This is a genomic window from Vibrio sp. D431a, from assembly GCF_030248655.1.
GTDB classification, from domain to species: Bacteria; Pseudomonadota; Gammaproteobacteria; order Enterobacterales; family Vibrionaceae; genus Vibrio; species Vibrio alginolyticus.
This window is the reverse complement of sequence record NZ_JAHGAP010000002.1, coordinates 79,927-96,130: the sequence shown is the minus strand read 5'-3', so window position 1 is coordinate 96,130 and position 16,204 is coordinate 79,927. Positions and strand designations below refer to the sequence as shown.

The 16,204-nt window shown below is 46.5% G+C and carries 16 protein-coding genes; 11 read left to right on the top strand and 5 right to left on the bottom strand.

What is annotated here, in order from left to right; translation table 11 throughout:
• The first annotated feature begins 84 nt into the window (after positions 1 to 84).
• Both KJB35_RS02745 and KJB35_RS02740 read left to right on the top strand, forming a co-directional pair.
• Entirely contained in the window at positions 85 to 294 is a 210-nt protein-coding gene (locus tag KJB35_RS02745; protein WP_005374484.1) for a DUF3283 family protein, read from the top strand.
• Between the two features lie 135 nt (positions 295 to 429).
• On the top strand, positions 430 to 1,146 hold the full coding sequence (locus KJB35_RS02740) for a YebC/PmpR family DNA-binding transcriptional regulator (RefSeq protein ID WP_005374482.1): 717 nt from the start codon (positions 430 to 432) through the stop codon (positions 1,144 to 1,146).
• Positions 1,147 to 1,218: 72 nt separating this feature from the next.
• Here KJB35_RS02740 and rodA read toward each other — a convergent pair whose 3' ends face one another.
• The gene (rodA, locus tag KJB35_RS02735) at positions 1,219 to 2,301 is read right to left on the bottom strand and encodes a rod shape-determining protein RodA (protein ID WP_213907519.1); all 1,083 of its coding nucleotides are present in this window, start codon (positions 2,299 to 2,301) and stop codon (positions 1,219 to 1,221) included.
• Positions 2,302 to 2,693: 392 nt separating this feature from the next.
• Between rodA and KJB35_RS02730 the strand changes: the two genes are divergently transcribed.
• The 8 genes from KJB35_RS02730 to KJB35_RS02695 all read left to right on the top strand — a co-directional run bounded on the left by KJB35_RS02730 (position 2,694) and on the right by KJB35_RS02695 (position 10,030).
• Positions 2,694 to 3,362 (top strand): hypothetical protein, encoded by a 669-nt coding sequence (locus KJB35_RS02730; RefSeq protein ID WP_017189795.1) that lies wholly within the window; start codon positions 2,694 to 2,696, stop codon positions 3,360 to 3,362.
• 9 nt (positions 3,363 to 3,371) lie between these two features.
• A complete protein-coding gene (locus KJB35_RS02725) occupies positions 3,372 to 4,070 on the top strand; it encodes an ABC transporter ATP-binding protein (protein ID WP_213907518.1) in 699 nt (232 codons plus the stop codon).
• The gene (locus KJB35_RS02720) at positions 4,058 to 5,326 is read left to right on the top strand and encodes an ABC transporter permease (protein ID WP_213899996.1); all 1,269 of its coding nucleotides are present in this window, start codon (positions 4,058 to 4,060) and stop codon (positions 5,324 to 5,326) included. Before KJB35_RS02725 ends, KJB35_RS02720 begins: the two co-directional genes overlap by 13 nt.
• Positions 5,319 to 6,104: an outer membrane lipoprotein-sorting protein gene (locus tag KJB35_RS02715; protein ID WP_213899997.1), complete on the top strand. Its 786-nt coding sequence runs from the start codon at positions 5,319 to 5,321 to the stop codon at positions 6,102 to 6,104. The genes KJB35_RS02720 and KJB35_RS02715 overlap by 8 nt, the downstream gene beginning before the upstream one ends.
• Before the next feature lie 45 nt (positions 6,105 to 6,149).
• Complete coding sequence (locus KJB35_RS02710; RefSeq protein WP_213907517.1) at positions 6,150 to 7,496, top strand: hypothetical protein; 1,347 nt, start codon at positions 6,150 to 6,152, stop codon at positions 7,494 to 7,496.
• Positions 7,497 to 8,519 carry a sensor histidine kinase gene (locus tag KJB35_RS02705; RefSeq protein ID WP_191116172.1) on the top strand — a complete coding sequence of 341 codons (1,023 nt, stop codon included), beginning with the start codon at positions 7,497 to 7,499 and terminating at the stop codon, positions 8,517 to 8,519. It abuts the gene before it with no gap.
• Between the two features lie 15 nt (positions 8,520 to 8,534).
• Positions 8,535 to 9,326 (top strand): LytTR family DNA-binding domain-containing protein, encoded by a 792-nt coding sequence (locus tag KJB35_RS02700; RefSeq protein ID WP_191116171.1) that lies wholly within the window; start codon positions 8,535 to 8,537, stop codon positions 9,324 to 9,326.
• A gap of 68 nt (positions 9,327 to 9,394) precedes the next feature.
• On the top strand, positions 9,395 to 10,030 hold the full coding sequence (locus KJB35_RS02695) for a DUF2268 domain-containing putative Zn-dependent protease (RefSeq protein WP_213907516.1): 636 nt from the start codon (positions 9,395 to 9,397) through the stop codon (positions 10,028 to 10,030).
• Positions 10,031 to 10,427: 397 nt separating this feature from the next.
• Here KJB35_RS02695 and KJB35_RS02690 read toward each other — a convergent pair whose 3' ends face one another.
• The 4 genes from KJB35_RS02690 to KJB35_RS02675 form a co-directional block, all read right to left on the bottom strand.
• Positions 10,428 to 10,922: a peptidylprolyl isomerase gene (locus KJB35_RS02690; protein ID WP_213907515.1), complete on the bottom strand. Its 495-nt coding sequence runs from the start codon at positions 10,920 to 10,922 to the stop codon at positions 10,428 to 10,430.
• A 121-nt stretch (positions 10,923 to 11,043) separates the two neighbouring features.
• Positions 11,044 to 12,705 (bottom strand): methyl-accepting chemotaxis protein, encoded by a 1,662-nt coding sequence (locus tag KJB35_RS02685; RefSeq protein ID WP_053303981.1) that lies wholly within the window; start codon positions 12,703 to 12,705, stop codon positions 11,044 to 11,046.
• Positions 12,706 to 12,880: 175 nt separating this feature from the next.
• Positions 12,881 to 13,267 (bottom strand): thiol-disulfide oxidoreductase DCC family protein, encoded by a 387-nt coding sequence (locus KJB35_RS02680; protein ID WP_213907514.1) that lies wholly within the window; start codon positions 13,265 to 13,267, stop codon positions 12,881 to 12,883.
• 24 nt (positions 13,268 to 13,291) lie between these two features.
• On the bottom strand, positions 13,292 to 14,086 hold the full coding sequence (locus tag KJB35_RS02675) for a DUF4344 domain-containing metallopeptidase (RefSeq protein WP_053303983.1): 795 nt from the start codon (positions 14,084 to 14,086) through the stop codon (positions 13,292 to 13,294).
• 862 nt (positions 14,087 to 14,948) lie between these two features.
• On the opposite strand from KJB35_RS02675, the gene gltS reads away from it, so the two are divergent.
• On the top strand, positions 14,949 to 16,184 hold the full coding sequence (gltS, locus tag KJB35_RS02670; RefSeq protein WP_005374448.1) for a sodium/glutamate symporter: 1,236 nt from the start codon (positions 14,949 to 14,951) through the stop codon (positions 16,182 to 16,184).
• The last annotated feature ends 20 nt before the right edge of the window (positions 16,185 to 16,204 follow it).

Sequence of the window (16,204 nt, the reverse complement as noted above, 5' to 3'; positions counted from 1 at the left end):
CAAGTTAAGTGCGTTTCTATTCTGTAATTGTAACTCTGTGTGATATAGTGCCCGGCTAGTATTTAAAGTACCTTGAGGCTGTGAATGTCGTTTAATCTATCCCTATTGCCGCCTGACGAAAAAAACAAAATCGAACTGGATAAGCAGGCGTCGTTTTTGGTTTGGAAGCTCAGAGAGGCCAAATCTGGTCCTGAAGCAATAGAAGAACAGTTGTCCAAGATTAACGATGCTGATGAAAAGGCGTTTTTTCAGCAATCGGTCGAAAAGTACAAACGAGTAATGGGTGTCGCTTAACGCGAACCGTGGCAATGGTTCAATCCAATGTGACGAATGAGGTAACCTCCCTATTCCTTTGCTAAGCGAAATTGAAAAGGTTTCGCTTTTTGCTAAAATCCTTCGCATTAAATTTGAATTTAGAGAGACATCCCGATGGGAAGAAGTTTTGAAGTGCGCAAAGCCTCTATGGCGAAAACTGCAGGCGCGAAAATTAAAGTTTATTCCAAATACGGTAAAGAAATTTACATGTGCGCGAAAAACGGTGGTGGTGATCCAGACATGAACTTGTCTTTGAAACACCTGATCGCAAAAGCGAAAAAAGACCAAGTTCCTGCGCACGTTATCGATAAAGCGATCGACAAAGCGAACGGTGGCGGTGGTGAAGACTACACTCCTGCACGTTACGAAGGCTTCGGCCCTGGCGGTACTAGCGTTATCGTTGACTGTCTAACAGACAACGGCAACCGTACTTTCCAAGATGTACGCCAATGCTTTGTGAAAGTCGGTGCGAAAATTGGTGTTGAGGGCTCGGTTTCTCACATGTTCGATCACCAAGCGGTATTCCAGTTCAAAGGCGACGATGATGAAATCATCCTAGAAACGCTAATGATGGAAGACGTAGACGTTACTGACGTTGAGCTAGAAGACGGTGTTATCACTGTATTCGCACCTCACACAGAATTCTTCAAAACAAAAACTGCGCTTAACGGTGCATTCCCAGATCTAACGATCGATGTTGAAGAAATCACATTCGTTCCGCAAACTCATACGCCTGTATCGGGTGAAGATGCTGAGAAGTTCCAGAAATTCCTAGATCTTCTAGATGACTGTGATGATGTTCAGCAGGTTTACCACAACGCAGAGCTGTAATTAATTCGCTCATATCGTTGTAAAAAGGCTTCCTCAGGGAAGCCTTTTTTGATCGCTTTTTCTCAAGCAGAGCTATACGTTACGATATTTGGAATAACACAGCGACATGATTACACCAAAACTGCTACCTTGAGTTAGCATCGCCGTGCCGCCATAGCTAAAGAAGGGAAGTGGGCTACCCATTACTGGCAACAAGCCACTCACCATGCCCGTATTGATAAAAGCATACAGAAAAAAGCTCATCGCTAATGCGCCACTTACCAGCCGACTAAAAAAGTGGTCAGACTGACATGCAAGCAACATAACGCGTGCAGTAATAAACAAGTACAATGCGAGTAAGACTAAACTGCCAACAAAGCCCCATTCTTCCGCATAGGTCGAAAAAATAAAGTCCGTATGACTTTCTGGAATAAAGCCAAGTGTTCCTTGCGTAGCATTCATCCAACCTTTGCCTTTCATACCGCCTGAGCCAATCGCAATCAAAGATTGGATGATTTGGTAGCCCGAACCCAGTGGATCGGACTCAGGGTGCAAGAACTGTGTTACACGGATCTTTTGATAGGTTTCCATAACGAAGAACCATAAAATAGGTGCTAACGTTAAAATGCTCGCAATAAACCCGCAGATTATTTTCCAGCTCATGCCAGCCAAAAACAAAACGAACAATGCATAAATGATGGTAAAAACTGCACCGTCTAAATCCGGTTGTAGCGCGATTAACCCGGCAGGAATCATTGCAATAAGTAAGCAAAACGCAATTTTCCGACTGTCTGGTCGACCTCCTTCAATATGCAGCATCCAGGCGATCATGATTGGAATGGAAAGTTTGATTAGCTCAGACGGTTGAAAGCGGAAGAAGCCGATATCGAGCCAACGTTGAGAGCCATTGGTGCTATCACCAAATAAAGCGACAGCAAGTAGCAGAGCAACCGCAATAATGTAGAGATATGGAGCTGAGCGCTGATAGCTGGACGCTGGAATCGAGGACATGACCAAGATACAAACTAATGTCAGTCCGCAGCGCGCCAAATGTTTGAAGAGCATCGCCTCATTAAAGCTACTGGCACTCCAGAGAGTGAGCGAACTTAACAGCATGATCGGAATGATCGCCATGAGCAGTGGTAAATCAACTCTTGGGAAATAACGCTTATTCATTTTCAACGACCTAATAACGCACCTATTTTGAGTGCGAAAACAACTAAAACTCGAAGAGTTCAAACTATTCCGATGCTAAGAATCTCGATTTCGAAACAACAGACACCATGCAAAGGTGTGTAAGAAAGGAGAGTGCGCACTGTCTGTTATGGGTAGTTGTGGGATGGATAAATACACTAGCCTCAGATTTTAAGCCAGTGTTTTTATTGTGACTGCCGTAAAAATGTAGCGTTACGAATGAACGGAATTGTATTTTCTGTTTAAGTGAATGTCATTCATCCTCTCTCAATACCATTCACTCCGCATAATTGCCATTGGTCGCATGCAAAAGCAGCGTGCGACCTTCTCCCTTAATCTGAAACCATCAAATCACGTTCCACTAAGGACAGTACATGATGGTTTCTCAATCTCGCTCAATCAAAGCTCTTAAACTGGCAAGTACGTTTATCGCCGCATTTGCACTTAGCAGCAATTTGGCTCTGGCTAATCCAAGCGAGCGCACACTCAGTCAATTCAACCAAGCAGCGCAAGGTGACTCTGGCTTAGTTGATACCGTTTACGGCGAATTATCCAAACAACTCGAAGAGCAAGGCGCAACGCCAGTGACCTTGGTTTACTTAGGCAGTGCTGAAACGTTGCAAGGTCGTGAGGCGTTTATGCCTTGGAACAAGATGAAGTTCACCGAGCGCGGTCTTGCCACAATCCAAAAAGGTTTGGATTTAATGGCGAATCAGCCAGTACCACTGCAAGAGCAACAACGCTTACAAGGTTTGCCGGAATACCAATTAGCCACCGCCATGGCAGCCACTACGTTTACCTCTCTACCTGATATGTTCAATCACTTTGAGCGTGGCTACGAGCTGTACCTTTCATTGCTCGATGAACCGAGTTTTAGCCAACAACCTTTCGCGGCTACTTCGTGGATTTATCGCTACGCCATTGAAGCAGCACTACGCGCTGAAGATGTCCAACAAGCCAAAACATGGTTAGCGCAAATGGAGCAATTGGGCGACAGCAATCTAGAAACGCAAACCGCGAAAGCGTTGCTAGCGAAATATTAGGGAGGCGTCATGATCGTTTTTAATCAACTTAGTCGCGATTACGCCCTTGGCAGCCAAACCGTGCGTGCATTGCGAGACGTGTCTGGTGAAGTATTTGCCGGCGAAATGGTGGCATTGTGTGGACCGTCGGGCTCAGGCAAAAGCACCTTACTTAATGTGCTTGGCATGCTGGATACTCAATACCAAGGTCAGGTGACATTTGCAGGCAGCCCATATCCAACCGGACAAATGCAAGCTGCGAAAATGCGCCGTGAAAAGCTTGGCTTTGTGTTCCAAAAATTCAATCTTGTCCCCGTGATGACAGCGTTAGAGAACGTGGCTTATCCGCTACACCTCAATGGTTTTTCAAAAGCAGAACAAACCGAGCTCGCCACACAAATGCTAGAACACGTTGGCTTGAGTGAGTTTATTCATCACATGCCCGATAACCTGTCTGGCGGCCAGCAGCAGCGTGTGGCAATTGCACGCGCCTTAGTGCACAAACCAGCATTGGTGATTGCTGATGAGCCAACCGCAAGTCTTGATAGCCAAACTGCCAATAAGGTCATCGACATTATGAAAGGGCTCGGACACGAGCTTGGCACCACTTTTATCGTCGCCACTCACGACCCTCGCATGGCATCCCGTTGTGACCGCACCATTGAGTTGGTGGACGGCAAGATTACCCAAACGCACGCAAGTGTGGAGGAGGTTTCATGGGCAAGCTAATTCCAGTTTCCGTTCGCCTTGCTTGGTTGAACCTGCAACGCAATCGCCGCCGCAGTTTGTTGTCGATGCTGATCATCGCCATTGCCGTGTTTGCGTTAACCAGTGCGGGTGGTTTTGGTCTTTACACCTACGACAGTTTGAAAGAATCGACAGCACGTGACACGGGGCATCTGACGTTAACCACACAGGGTTACTTCGCCAAAGAAGAAGAGATGCCGCTGAGTAATGGGTTAACTCATGCGGACGACATCACCAAGCAATTGATTGGGTTGAATGAAGTGCGAGGTGTGCAGCCTCGAGTTGAGTTCAGTGGTTTGATTTCCAACGGCAACAAGTCGTCGATCTTTATCGGTATTGGCGTTAACGAACGCGAATTCGATATGAAAGGACCGTTTTTGGACGTGCGTGAAGGGCAAACGCTGTCCAACATTCATGCATCGCGTTATGACCCTGCAGAGCCAGAGGTGATGCTCGGCGCTGATTTGGCGAACAACCTAAGCGTGCACGTTGGCGATTGGATTACCTTGCTGGCGACCACTACCGATGGCGCATTGAATGCGTATGACTTCAAAGTACGAGGCATCTACTCAACAGGCGTGCCTGAGCTTGATAAACGCCAGCTGTACGTGCACATCAACAGCGCGCAATCGCTGCTCGGTTCAGACAAAGTCAGTGCGTTATCTGTCTTCCTGTTCGATACCAGTTTAACTAACCAAGTCGAGCAACAAGTGGCTTCGGTTTTGAGTAAGCAAAAGCAGAACTTTGGCGACCAAGATATTGAGATTACGCCTTGGCAAGAGCGCGCGTTCTTCTATCTCAAAGTGAAAGATTTGTACGACCGCATCTTCGGCATCATGGGCGCAGTAATGGCGTTGGTAGTCTTTGTCGCCCTGTTCAACACCATGACCATGTCGGTCACCGAGCGTACACGTGAAATCGGCACCTTGTCAGCTCTTGGTAGCTACCCTCGCGAAATCATTGCTGGGTTCTTGCGCGAAGCCGGGTTACTTGCGGTGATTGGCAGCTTAATCGGCGCTTTGTTTACGGCGCTAGTCACCATTTTACTGATGGTCGTGGATGTGCAAATGCCGCCACCGCCAGGACGCACAGAAGGTTACCCATTAACGATTTACTTCTCTTGGGAGCTGGTGGCTGTCGCTGGATTCGCAGTATTGATGATTTGTTTGGTTGCAGCGTTTTTCTCGGCACGCAAAGGGGTGAACAAGCCAATTACGGAGGCTCTGATTTATGTTTAATTTCAAATCACTATTACCAATGGCACTGCTGACGGTAAGCGGCATGGCAAGCATGAATGCCAGTGCGAATGAAACAGCGTTAGATGCACAGCAAGTTGCGCAATTGATTGAAAAAGCCGATAGCTACCGCTTGCAAGATGATTCCTCCAAAGTGGTGTCACTGGTGCGCTTATATCAAGACCAAGAATTAGATAAAACCCGCCTTTACCATGTGTACACGCGTCCAAATCGTGAATCGCTGGTGGTGTTCAAATCAGCAGTCGAAGCTGGGCAAAAGATGCTGATGATGGGCGACAACTACTGGCTGCAAATGCCAAAGAGCCGCCGCCCGATTCGCATTACGCCAATGCAGAAGTTGCTTGGGGAAGCGTCTATCGGCGACATCTCAACCCTGACGTGGAGCCAAGATTATCAAGGTGAATGGAAAGCGACAGAAACCGTTTCGGTGAACGGGGAAAGTGTCGCGGCTTATCATCTTGCTTTAACCGCGAAAACCAAAGGGGCGAGTTATCAGAAGATCGACTTATGGTTGTCTGAGCAAGATGCGTTTCCAATTAAAGCTGATCTCTACTTGCGCTCTGGCAAACTCGCCAAGCAAGCGCAATACGGACGTGCAAGCGACAATGGCGAAGACTACGTCAGTGAGATGACCTTGCTTGATAGCATTCAGCCGAGCAAAAAGACCGTTATCGAGTATCAAGAGATCGTGCCTTGGCAGCTGGACAACAAGTTCTACAACCCAAGCTATTTGCCGAAAGCCAATACGACTCAGCTTTAGCCTGAACTCCTTAAATAGAACCATGAAAACGAGCAAGGAAGTCACATGAAATCGCACCAGCCTAACCTTAACAAAAGCACCAGTTTGTTGATTGCTGCGTCGTTGTGTGTGGGCGCAGCAGCCCCAGTTTTTGCCAATGATGAGCTGAGTTTTGAGTGGGATTGGGCTGTCAGTTACGAAACTGCCAAGCAGCGTGACAGCGCATTTATGCAGGCGCAGGGCAGTTCTCGTGATTCACTTAATGCACTGTTGGATGTGCAAGTGAACTATCAAAACTTCAGTGGCTTGTTCGCACTGTACAGCCAAGGTTTGTACCTCAATCAACAAGGAGAGAGTGATTGGTGGAGTGAAGCTGATAACCAACTGTTGATTAGAGAGCTGGCTTGGCTAGGGGAGTGGCAAGTCGGTGATACCACTCTTGATGTGAGTTTGGGTAAGTTACGCGTGGATTGGGGCGTGGGTTATGGCTACCGACCTTTGGATCTGTTTAAGCCTTATCGACAAAATCCTGTTGGCTTAGTAGCAGAAGAAGGTGCGGGTGTGTTTTCACTTTCACACTACGATATGGCCGGCGAATGGACCGTCATTGCGACCGATTCAAGCTGGGGGCAACAAGACCAGAGTGCTCTTGATCAAGCCGCAGAGCAGCAAGGTGTTGGTATTCGTTGTTATGCGCTGGTGGGTGACACCGAGTATCAACTTATTGGTTATTACGATGATGTGCGCCGAGGTTTGCTTGGCGCCAGTGCCATTGCGGTGTGGGATGAATCCATCGCCATGCACGGTTCCATGCTGTGGCAAAAGCAAAGTGTCGGCTATCAGTTTCAGCAGGATGATCTTTACCAACCCGTTTCGGTTGAGAAGCAGGGCAGCGCATTCCAAGCCTTAATTGGGTTGAATTGGGCAAACCAAGTCGGGCACAACGTGATTGCTGAATATTGGTACGACAGTCGTGCATGGTCGAAAAGCGAATGGCAACAAGCAATAGGGCGTGGCGAATTACTCTCTCAGATCCCTGATCCTAACAACTCTCTGTTGGCTAGCAGCGCTCTACTTGCGACAAGCTACGCCCAAGGGTTTCAGCATGCCAATATCGTTCAGCATAACGTAATGCTGCACTGGAGTTGGGATTTGGAAGCGTGGGCTGCATGGAACGGTAAAGCGGATATGGGCTGGCTAAGTGATGTAACCCCTACGTTGGATGTGATGTTGGCGCCACAAGATGGTGGTGTGATTGTCACGCAGTGGCTTAACTACCAATGGATTGATACCGGCGATCAAAGTGTAGAAGTGGAAGTTGCCGCACGCTTTTTAACCGGAGACGACCAATCTGCTTACGCACAAATCAATGATAAGCATATGATTGTATTTAACATCAAAGGGAAATTCTAAATGTGTTCAGCAAAATCAGTGGTGAAAAGTGGATGGTCGCGTAGCTTATTAGTGACCACGGCATTTTGTCTCTTTATCGCAGCAATGACGCTTTCTGTTTGGGGCGGCTCATTTTACGTTCATGTTATGGTGAGTTTTGGATTTGGCTATTCGGCTATATTCTTCTCATGGCTTGTCGACCGCCTGTTTCCTACCATTCCTCGTTTGGCGGAAGTGGCTATCTCGCTGACGGCTTGCTTATTGTTCGGTGTGGTAAACGCCGAGTTTTGGCTCGGAGAATATTTCGGCATCTCAGGTATGCTATCGGTTGGACTCATGGGGTTGTTATTCAGTGCCATGTGCTTTTTCTATTTCTACTCACGCGAGCAACATGCGATCGCTCAACGAGAGTTGGAAGCCATCAAGCGCGAGAAAGCAGAGCAAGATCGTGCGCTCTTGCTGAGTCAGCTTAAGCAGATGCAAAGCCAGATTGAACCGCATTTTCTATTCAATACCTTGGCGAATATCAGCGCGCTCATGTCGCAAGATGTCGATAAAGCCAAGCTGATGCTAGAACAGTTAACCGCGCTGCTGCGAGCAACGCTAAAAAGCTCACGCGAAGAACACACCACCATAGACAATGAAACGGCGTTACTTGAGGCTTACTTAAGCATCCAACAAACCCGTTTAGGTGACCGACTCAGCTACAAGATTGAGGTTGAAGAGGGACTAGGCAGAACCGAGTTACCGCCGATGATGCTCCAACCTTTAATCGAAAACGCCATCATCCATGGTATTGAACCGAAGCGAGAAGGTGGCGAAGTCAGCTTACTCATTAAGCGCGAACAACAGAACTTGAAGATTGAAGTCAGAGACACAGGTGTTGGCTTGAATCACGTGAGTGGGCACATGGGGTCTGGCGTGGGTCTAAGTAATCTCAAGCAGCGAGTTGAAGCTTTGTTCGCAGGTCAAGGAGAGGTTTCTATCAGTGAGTCAGCTCAGGGTGGCGTTTGTGTTCGCTTGCGCTGGCCAATGGAATCGTAATCAAGGAAGAAAGGAATGAATACAGGGTTTACTGCCATTATTGCTGATGATGAACCGTTATTGAGGCGTCATCTTGATAAAAGCCTAGCTGAAGTGTGGCCAGAGCTAGAGGTGATAGCCAAAGTCGCCGATGGTGAACAAGCGTTGCAAGCCATTGAGCAAAGTCAACCTGATATTGCGTTTCTCGATATTCGTATGCCAGTTTTGGATGGCATGACATTAGCGCAAAAACTCAATCAATTCGCCAATCCACCTTTGATTGTGTTTGTCACCGCGTACGATGATTACGCCATCAAAGCTTTTGAGCAAAATGCCGCCGATTATTTGCTCAAGCCTATCTCGGATGAGCGCCTCCTGACGACGTGTGAAAGAGTGAAAGCACGCCTTGCTAAGCGAGAGCAAGAAAGCAGTAATGTGCAGATGAGCAGCCTGTTAGAACAGTTGCAGCAATTATCCGCGCCACAAACACCGCAATATCTTCAGTGGATCAAAGCGACGCAAGGGGAAGACATTCATCTGATCGCCACGTCTGATGTGCTGTATTTCAAAGCGGAAGAAAAATACGTTTCTGTGTATGCCCAACAAGGACAAGGCAAAGTGCAGGAGTATTTGATTCGTACATCGTTGAAAGAGTTGATAGGGCAGCTTAACCCAGAACAGTTCTGGCAAGTGCACCGTTCAAGCGTGGTGCAAGTGTGCAAAATTAGCAAAGTAAACAAAGACTTTGCTGGCAGAATGTTTGTGCACGTTGGAGAAAACAAGCTCCCTGTGAGCCGTGCATCTCAAAGTTTGTTCAAAGGGATGTAATCGCTAGAACTGCTCACTCTTTACACTGTAAACTCGCTGCTCTTAACCCACATTATCAAGGAAGATAAATGAGTTATCGCGTAACCCTGTTAAATGCGACGGGAGAACTGTCTTCAATCTCTGAGTATTTGCATCAGAAACTTGATGATCTGAGCTCACAACTTTCTAGTTACTTTGATTTAAGTAACATTGACCTCACCATTAGCCCGTTTGATCGCAATGATGTACCGCAGACGGGGATTGGTGGCTATTGCTTAAGTGCCTATCGTGTAGAGATTCTGCTTGATACTCAACGTGCTGATATTAAAAACGTTATTGAGAAAGAACTGGCTGCGGTGTTAGCGCATGAGTTGCATCACCTGTTCCGTATGCGAGCGGGAGAGAGTGGCGTTGCTCTTGGTGATGTACTAATTATGGAAGGGTTAGCTTGTCACTTCGAACGTAAGGTGAATGGCGGCGTCACTCCGAGCTTGTTTGAGCAAATCAAAGATCAAGATTGGCGCCCTTTCTACGCTGAGATGAAAAACAAGCTGACCAGCCTAGATTACAACTTCGACGCTTACTTTCTTGGCAGCGATGAAAGCCGCTGGCCGAAATACATGGGGTATTGGGTTGGGTACAACCTTGTTGCTGAATATTTGGTTGATTTTCAAGGCTCTGAACTGGATTTGGTTGGAGCCAAAGCTGAGCTTTTCTATCAATAACTTCGGCACAAGCCAAACTATACCCAAGTAACCTCGAGATGCTAGGTTCAGCGAGAATGACTTGGTTTGTAGACGCGGCGGCGATTTAAAGGTTTGGTGGGCCCAATTCGAGAATCGACAACAAAGTATACAATCCAAGACCCTTACTATTTGTAAAGAGGGCCCTTTGGGAGCGTGTCATTGGCTCGACTTCTGTGTCAAACAACTTGGAAAGAGCTGGCTATTACGCTGCGTTGTTTTCCTTGACCTCGAATCAATGACAACGCTCTGAATCCTGCATCTTGAAGTCACTTGGGTATAATCGGCTGAGTCATAAAAACAAAAAGCGCCTAGATCATAAGACGTTAGGCGCTTTCTTCGTTTTATAACGACGATTTCTCCGCAGAGGCGAATGGGCTTATTCGTTGACTGTCACTTTCTCGATAATGATTGGATCGCATGGCACATCATCGTGGCCAAACTTAGAGGTAGTTTTCACTTTCGCGATGCGATTTACGACATCCATACCCGCGGTCACTTTACCAAACACGGCGTAGCCCCAGCCTAGGTTGGTAGTTGCAGTGTGGTCTAGGAAATCATTGTCTTCCAAGTTAATGAAGAACTGTGCCGTTGCAGAGTGCGGTGCATCGGTACGCGCCATTGCGATAGTGCCAACAAGGTTCTTTAGACCACGGTTTGCTTCGTTCGCGATTGGTCCGCGCGTTGGCTTTTCTGCCATGTCTTCGGTGTGACCGCCACCTTGAATCATAAAGCCATCGATAACGCGGTGGAAAATGGTGCCGTTGTAGAAGCCATCTTCACAGTATTTTTTGAAGTTCTTTGAGCTAACTGGCGCTCGTTCTAGGTTCAGTTCAATCTCGATGTCACCGAAATTGGTGGTCATAATAATCATCTGGTTTGCCCTTATGGGTGCTAAGTTGGCGGCATTATAGCTAAGTCGTATGAGGATAGCAGAAATAAAAACAGCGACGTTTTGGCGTCGCTGTTTGCATGGAGAATGGGTGAGGAAAGCGTTAAACCGTAAAGCGACCGACCAAGTCGTACAGCTCGTTAGCTTTGTGGTTTAGGTTGCCACTACCTGCGCGGTTTTGATTCGCAAGGTGTGCCGATTGGCTGCTTTGTTGAGAGATGACTTCGATGCGTTGTGAAATCTCTTGGCCAACTTGGCTTTGCTCTTCGGTTGCTGTTGCGATCAGGGTGTTCATGTCCATGATGTTAGCAATTGCGGCTTGGATTTCTTGCAGTGCGGCAGAGGCAGCTCGTGCTTCCTCAACCGTTGCTTCACCACGCGCTTGGCTTGAGCCCATGGCTTTCACTGCTGCATCCGAGCCAGACTTCAACTGCTCAATCATTTGGTGAATTTCGCCTGTGCTGTCTTGAGTGCGACTTGCCAGTTTACGAACCTCATCGGCAACGACTGCGAAGCCTCGACCTTGTTCGCCTGCACGGGCTGCTTCAATGGCTGCGTTTAGTGCCAATAGGTTGGTTTGCTCGGCAATGTCTTGAATCACTTCTAGCGAAGAAGAAATGTTTTGTACGTCGCTCTCTAAACGAGAAATTACCGTGCTGGCTTCCGACACCTCTAGCGCGAGCGCTTCGACGGAGTTTGCTGCGGAATCAACAATGTGTTTCGCTTGCTGTGAATTTTCATCGGCGTCTCTGGCTGATTGCGCTGCTTGGTTAGCGTTGTTTGAAATCTCGTGCGCCGTTGCTGTCATCTCGGTCATTGCCGCAGCGACCTGTTCGGTTTCTTCACGTTGACCTGAAGCTAACTCGTCCACTTGCGATGCACGCTGTGACATCTCGTTGGTCTCTGAAACCACTTCTTGTCCGACATGGCTAACACTCTTGATGATGCCTTGCAGGCTTTCAACGAAGATATTGAAGTTGCGGCTCAGCTGCGTGAACTCCGGCACGCTAGATTCTTCCATGCGCGCTGTTAAATCTGCATCGCCTTGTGCGAAAGAGTGGATTGAGGCATCAAACTGCTCAATAGGTTTCATGATGCTGCGGTTAACAAATACGGCAAAGACTGCAACTATCGCTGTTATCGAGGCACAAAACAGGGCTATCGCAGTTAGTGTGGTGTTGAGATCTTCGTGTGCGGCTTTTTCCATGTCTGCCACAATGGCGTCGATATCGTCCGTGTAGAAACCCGTTCCCAACATCAAGTCCCATTCAGGAATAAAGACTGAGTAGCTGAGTTTCGGTAGTGCTTCACTCTGACCGAGTTTCGGGAAGTAATAAGTCGTGAACTCACCAGTTTTGGCATTTTTTAGCAAATCCTGAATCAGGTAATTGCCTTTCTTGTCCTGCAAGTTATAGAAGTTTTCCCCGATGCCTTTGGTGTTTTTACCCACCACGACGCGAACGCCTTTTGAATCATAACCAAAGATGTAGCCGGATTGACCAAACTCTAGTTGTTTCAAGATAGGCAGAGCCTCTTCCAGTGGGGCATTTTGTGCGAGTAGTGGCTCGACAGCGGAACGCGCCATTTGCACGTAACTTTTGAGTTCGGCTTTTTTCATCTCCATCATTCGACTTCGAGTTTGCTCAATCTCGTGCTCGTTGTAGGCAGTGGTTTGTAGGTAGGTGAACCACATCATGCCTATTGCCATAGTTAGAATTGGAATTATTGAAAGGATATATAGTCGTTTTCTGATCGTCAGATTCATAGAGACGTCCTTCTCTCGGCGCAGCGTTACAAGTGACAAGCTGAATAAGCTTACCTGATAAAAGTGTTAATACTTATTGTTGTAATGCTTAGAGATTAACCGAGTTACTCAATCAGAAGTACTGGAAATTTGTAAATCTAGACGAAGGTCGTAGCATTTTTAAGCGGGATCACAATTAACGTGAACAAGACCCACTATTGCAACGAGAAGTCCCTGTTAACCAATATGAGACGCGATACCTATTCTTTGCGAATTTGAGGTAAAGCCAGTCAGCAACAGGTTTAACGAGGCGCCAACGCAGTGGAGCGTAGAGCCAACAGCGACCAACTAATTGCCACGCACGATGAGTCACGTCCAACCCAAGCAGAAGCTCCCCCTTTTCGTTGAGGGCGTGCAAAATGGTGTTGGCTTGTTCAGGATCGATCTGCGGATAATCTGCGAATGTATCACTATAGATATCGACGGTTTTGATGTGCTGCTTGGAATCGCGTTGTTTTAGCGCCTTCATCTCTTTGACACAAAGCGGGCAGGTTCCGTCATAAAATATGGTGAGTTTTGTCATTGCGGTCTTCTTATTTGAGATTTTCTAATCGCTTTTACGTGGCGAATTTTCTTTTGGTTCATTGTTTTGCAAGTAATGCAGCCAATTGTCGCGAATGTTGCCGTAATTGAATTGGCAGAACTCTTTGCGATCACGCAGGTAGTCTTTTTCTACTTCATCGAGTAAGGCTTTGTATTGCTCAGGATCACTACCGTACACCAAACATAACGTTGAAAAGTAACGCTGCAAATCAAAGCTGTGTTCGTCAATGTACTCGCCAAAATCGTAGTAGTCCGGTCTGTCGTCGGATTCGAATGCGAACATGTCGGCGGCGCTAATGGCCATATCTGCGCCATCTTCTAGGAAGTCAATCATTAAAATAGTGGCAAAATTATCGACCGCATCTTCTTCTTTTCCGAGAACAGGGATGCTTTGATCTTCGATGTAAGCATGTCCAGCTTCATGAAGTAAAGTGTGCAATAACGTATCTAGCGCCCCTGTTTTTGGGGATTTTCCGAAGCGTTCTTCATACTGATTATTGGAGAAGTAATTGAGCGACTCCAAATAAAAAGTGTAAGGAACGTATATTGTGTGTGTATCAGGATCATACATTGGACCATCTTCTCCGCCGTAAACCAGCGTGAGAGCTTGATCAAATGGAAAGTAGGCCTGAGACAGCTCAACAAAGATGGTGTTTACATCGCTGCTTTGAATAGATTGTTGGGCGATTTTTTCATGAGTTGTCTCTATGGGAGAATATTGAATACGAATGTTTTCAGCTGCTGTAGCTGATGAGACGATGCTGAGTAATAGCGCAGCGCAAAGCGAATGAATGTTCATGTGGGACTCTTGTTATTGAATAACTTGTATAAAAAATTATACATGTTTTTGTCTGATGCATAGTTGGGGGTGTACTCATTAGCCAAAGTCGGGACGTCGGTCTCGAAAAGCAATCATGATAACATCGCATATTTCGGCTGCTTGGTTCTCTAGGGCGTTTATCAAGACCTCTTGGATAAGAACGGCGGTGAAGTTATTAGCTATGCATCGTATTCTAAGAAGCTTACTGAGTAACTGTGCTTCGATTTTTATCTGTGAAAATGATAATAGGCAGTTAATCATTGCAAGGTTTAACTATGGGGTTGGTGAATGTCACTGAATTGAAGAAAATTATCAGCGATATGTTATAATCCTGCTCCGTTGTGACGAAAACGTTTGTTGCAGCCTGAGAGTTTCCTTGGATTCGGCTCGTTTATACACCATGAGCCAGAGTTGAAAAGCTACGACAGGAACAGGCAAACCCAATTGTTTTGAACGCGCTCTCGGCGTTTAGCGGTTACAACGGGAAGGAACTTTGTTTGATAGTAATTGACACATTCTGTTTAAGTAAGGGAGCCCGAAGTGGTTCAGAAAGTGTCACCCAGAATTTACTCACAACACAACACCCCAAGCGATAACGCACAGGTATTGCGAGGGGCCATTTGAAGGAGCTGTATCAGCTCCTTTCACATTTAAGGGCTTGCTAACAGCGTAAAAACTGACACATCGCTTAAGGAGCGCCCCTTAAACTAGCCTAAGGCGCATCTACACCAACTTTTTGAGTATTTTCGAAACAATAAAGCGAGAAAATTTGCTATTGAACGAAGGTTAAACTAACACTCATTCATTACGGAGAATGAAGAGAACAATAATAAGAGGCGATATGAATCATTTAATATCTGTAGGTGCACTGGAGTCCTTCTTGGTCGCAATTAGTGTGCTTTTCCTGGGGCATTTTATTAATGCTAAGCTACCGATTTTAAAGAAATTCAACATACCTGAGCCGATTGTAGGTGGCCTTATTGTGGCCTGCATGATTACTGCTCTTCATTTCAACGGCATCGATTTAGAGTTCGACTTGCCATTACAAAATACGTTTATGTTAATGTTTTTTGCGACAGTTGGTTTGGCCGCAAATTACACTCAGTTGATGAAAGGAGGTGCGAAGGTTTTTATCTTCTTAGCTGTCGCATCGTTTTACATCATCATACAAAACGGCGTTGGCGTTTCACTTGCGGCGGCGCTCGGTTTAGATCCTTTGATGGGGTTAATTGCTGGCTCGATTACTCTGTCTGGTGGTCATGGTACAGGTGCTGCGTGGTCACAAACCTTTCAAGACGTGTATGGATTGGATAACGTCTTAGAAATTGCAATGGCATCAGCGACTTTTGGTTTGATCATCGGCGGTATCATTGGTAGCCCTGTAGCGCAGCGTCTGGTGGAAAAGAACAGCATAGAGTCTGAGTATGGTCGTGGTGGTCGAGATGCCAAAACTCACGAGAAATTCCCGGAGTTGGTGACTTACAATGAATACGAAGAAGATAAAGTAACGGCGAAAAAAGTGGTGGAGAAACTCTTCTTCCTACTGATCTGTGTTACTGGGGCCAAGTATGTCGAGCAATGGGTAAGCACGTATGAAATCTCATGGCTGATGATTCCAGACTTCGTATATGCGCTATTCATTGGTGTGATCATTACGAATTTCTTGGAAGTGACCAAGATTCGTAAGTTAGATGCCGAAACGGTCGATATGTTAGGTACGGTATCGCTATCTCTGTTCTTAGCGATGGCTCTGATGAGCTTGAAGTTATGGAATATCTTCGATCTAGCGATTCCATTCTTGGTTATTTTAGCTGTGCAGTCTGTCGTCTTAGCTATCTTTACGTACTATGTTACGTTCAAAGTGATGGGAAGCAACTACGATGCTGCGGTTATTGCAGGGGGGCACTGCGGTTTTGGCTTGGGTGCAACCCCAACAGCCGTAATGAACATGGGTTCGATCGTTAACCGATTTGGCCCGTCGCCGCAGGCATTTATGGTGGTGCCAATTGTGGGGGCTTTCTTTATCGACATCGTTAACTTAATCATTTTACAAGGTTACATTTCATTCCTTGGTTAAATTTAAGTTCATGATCTCCT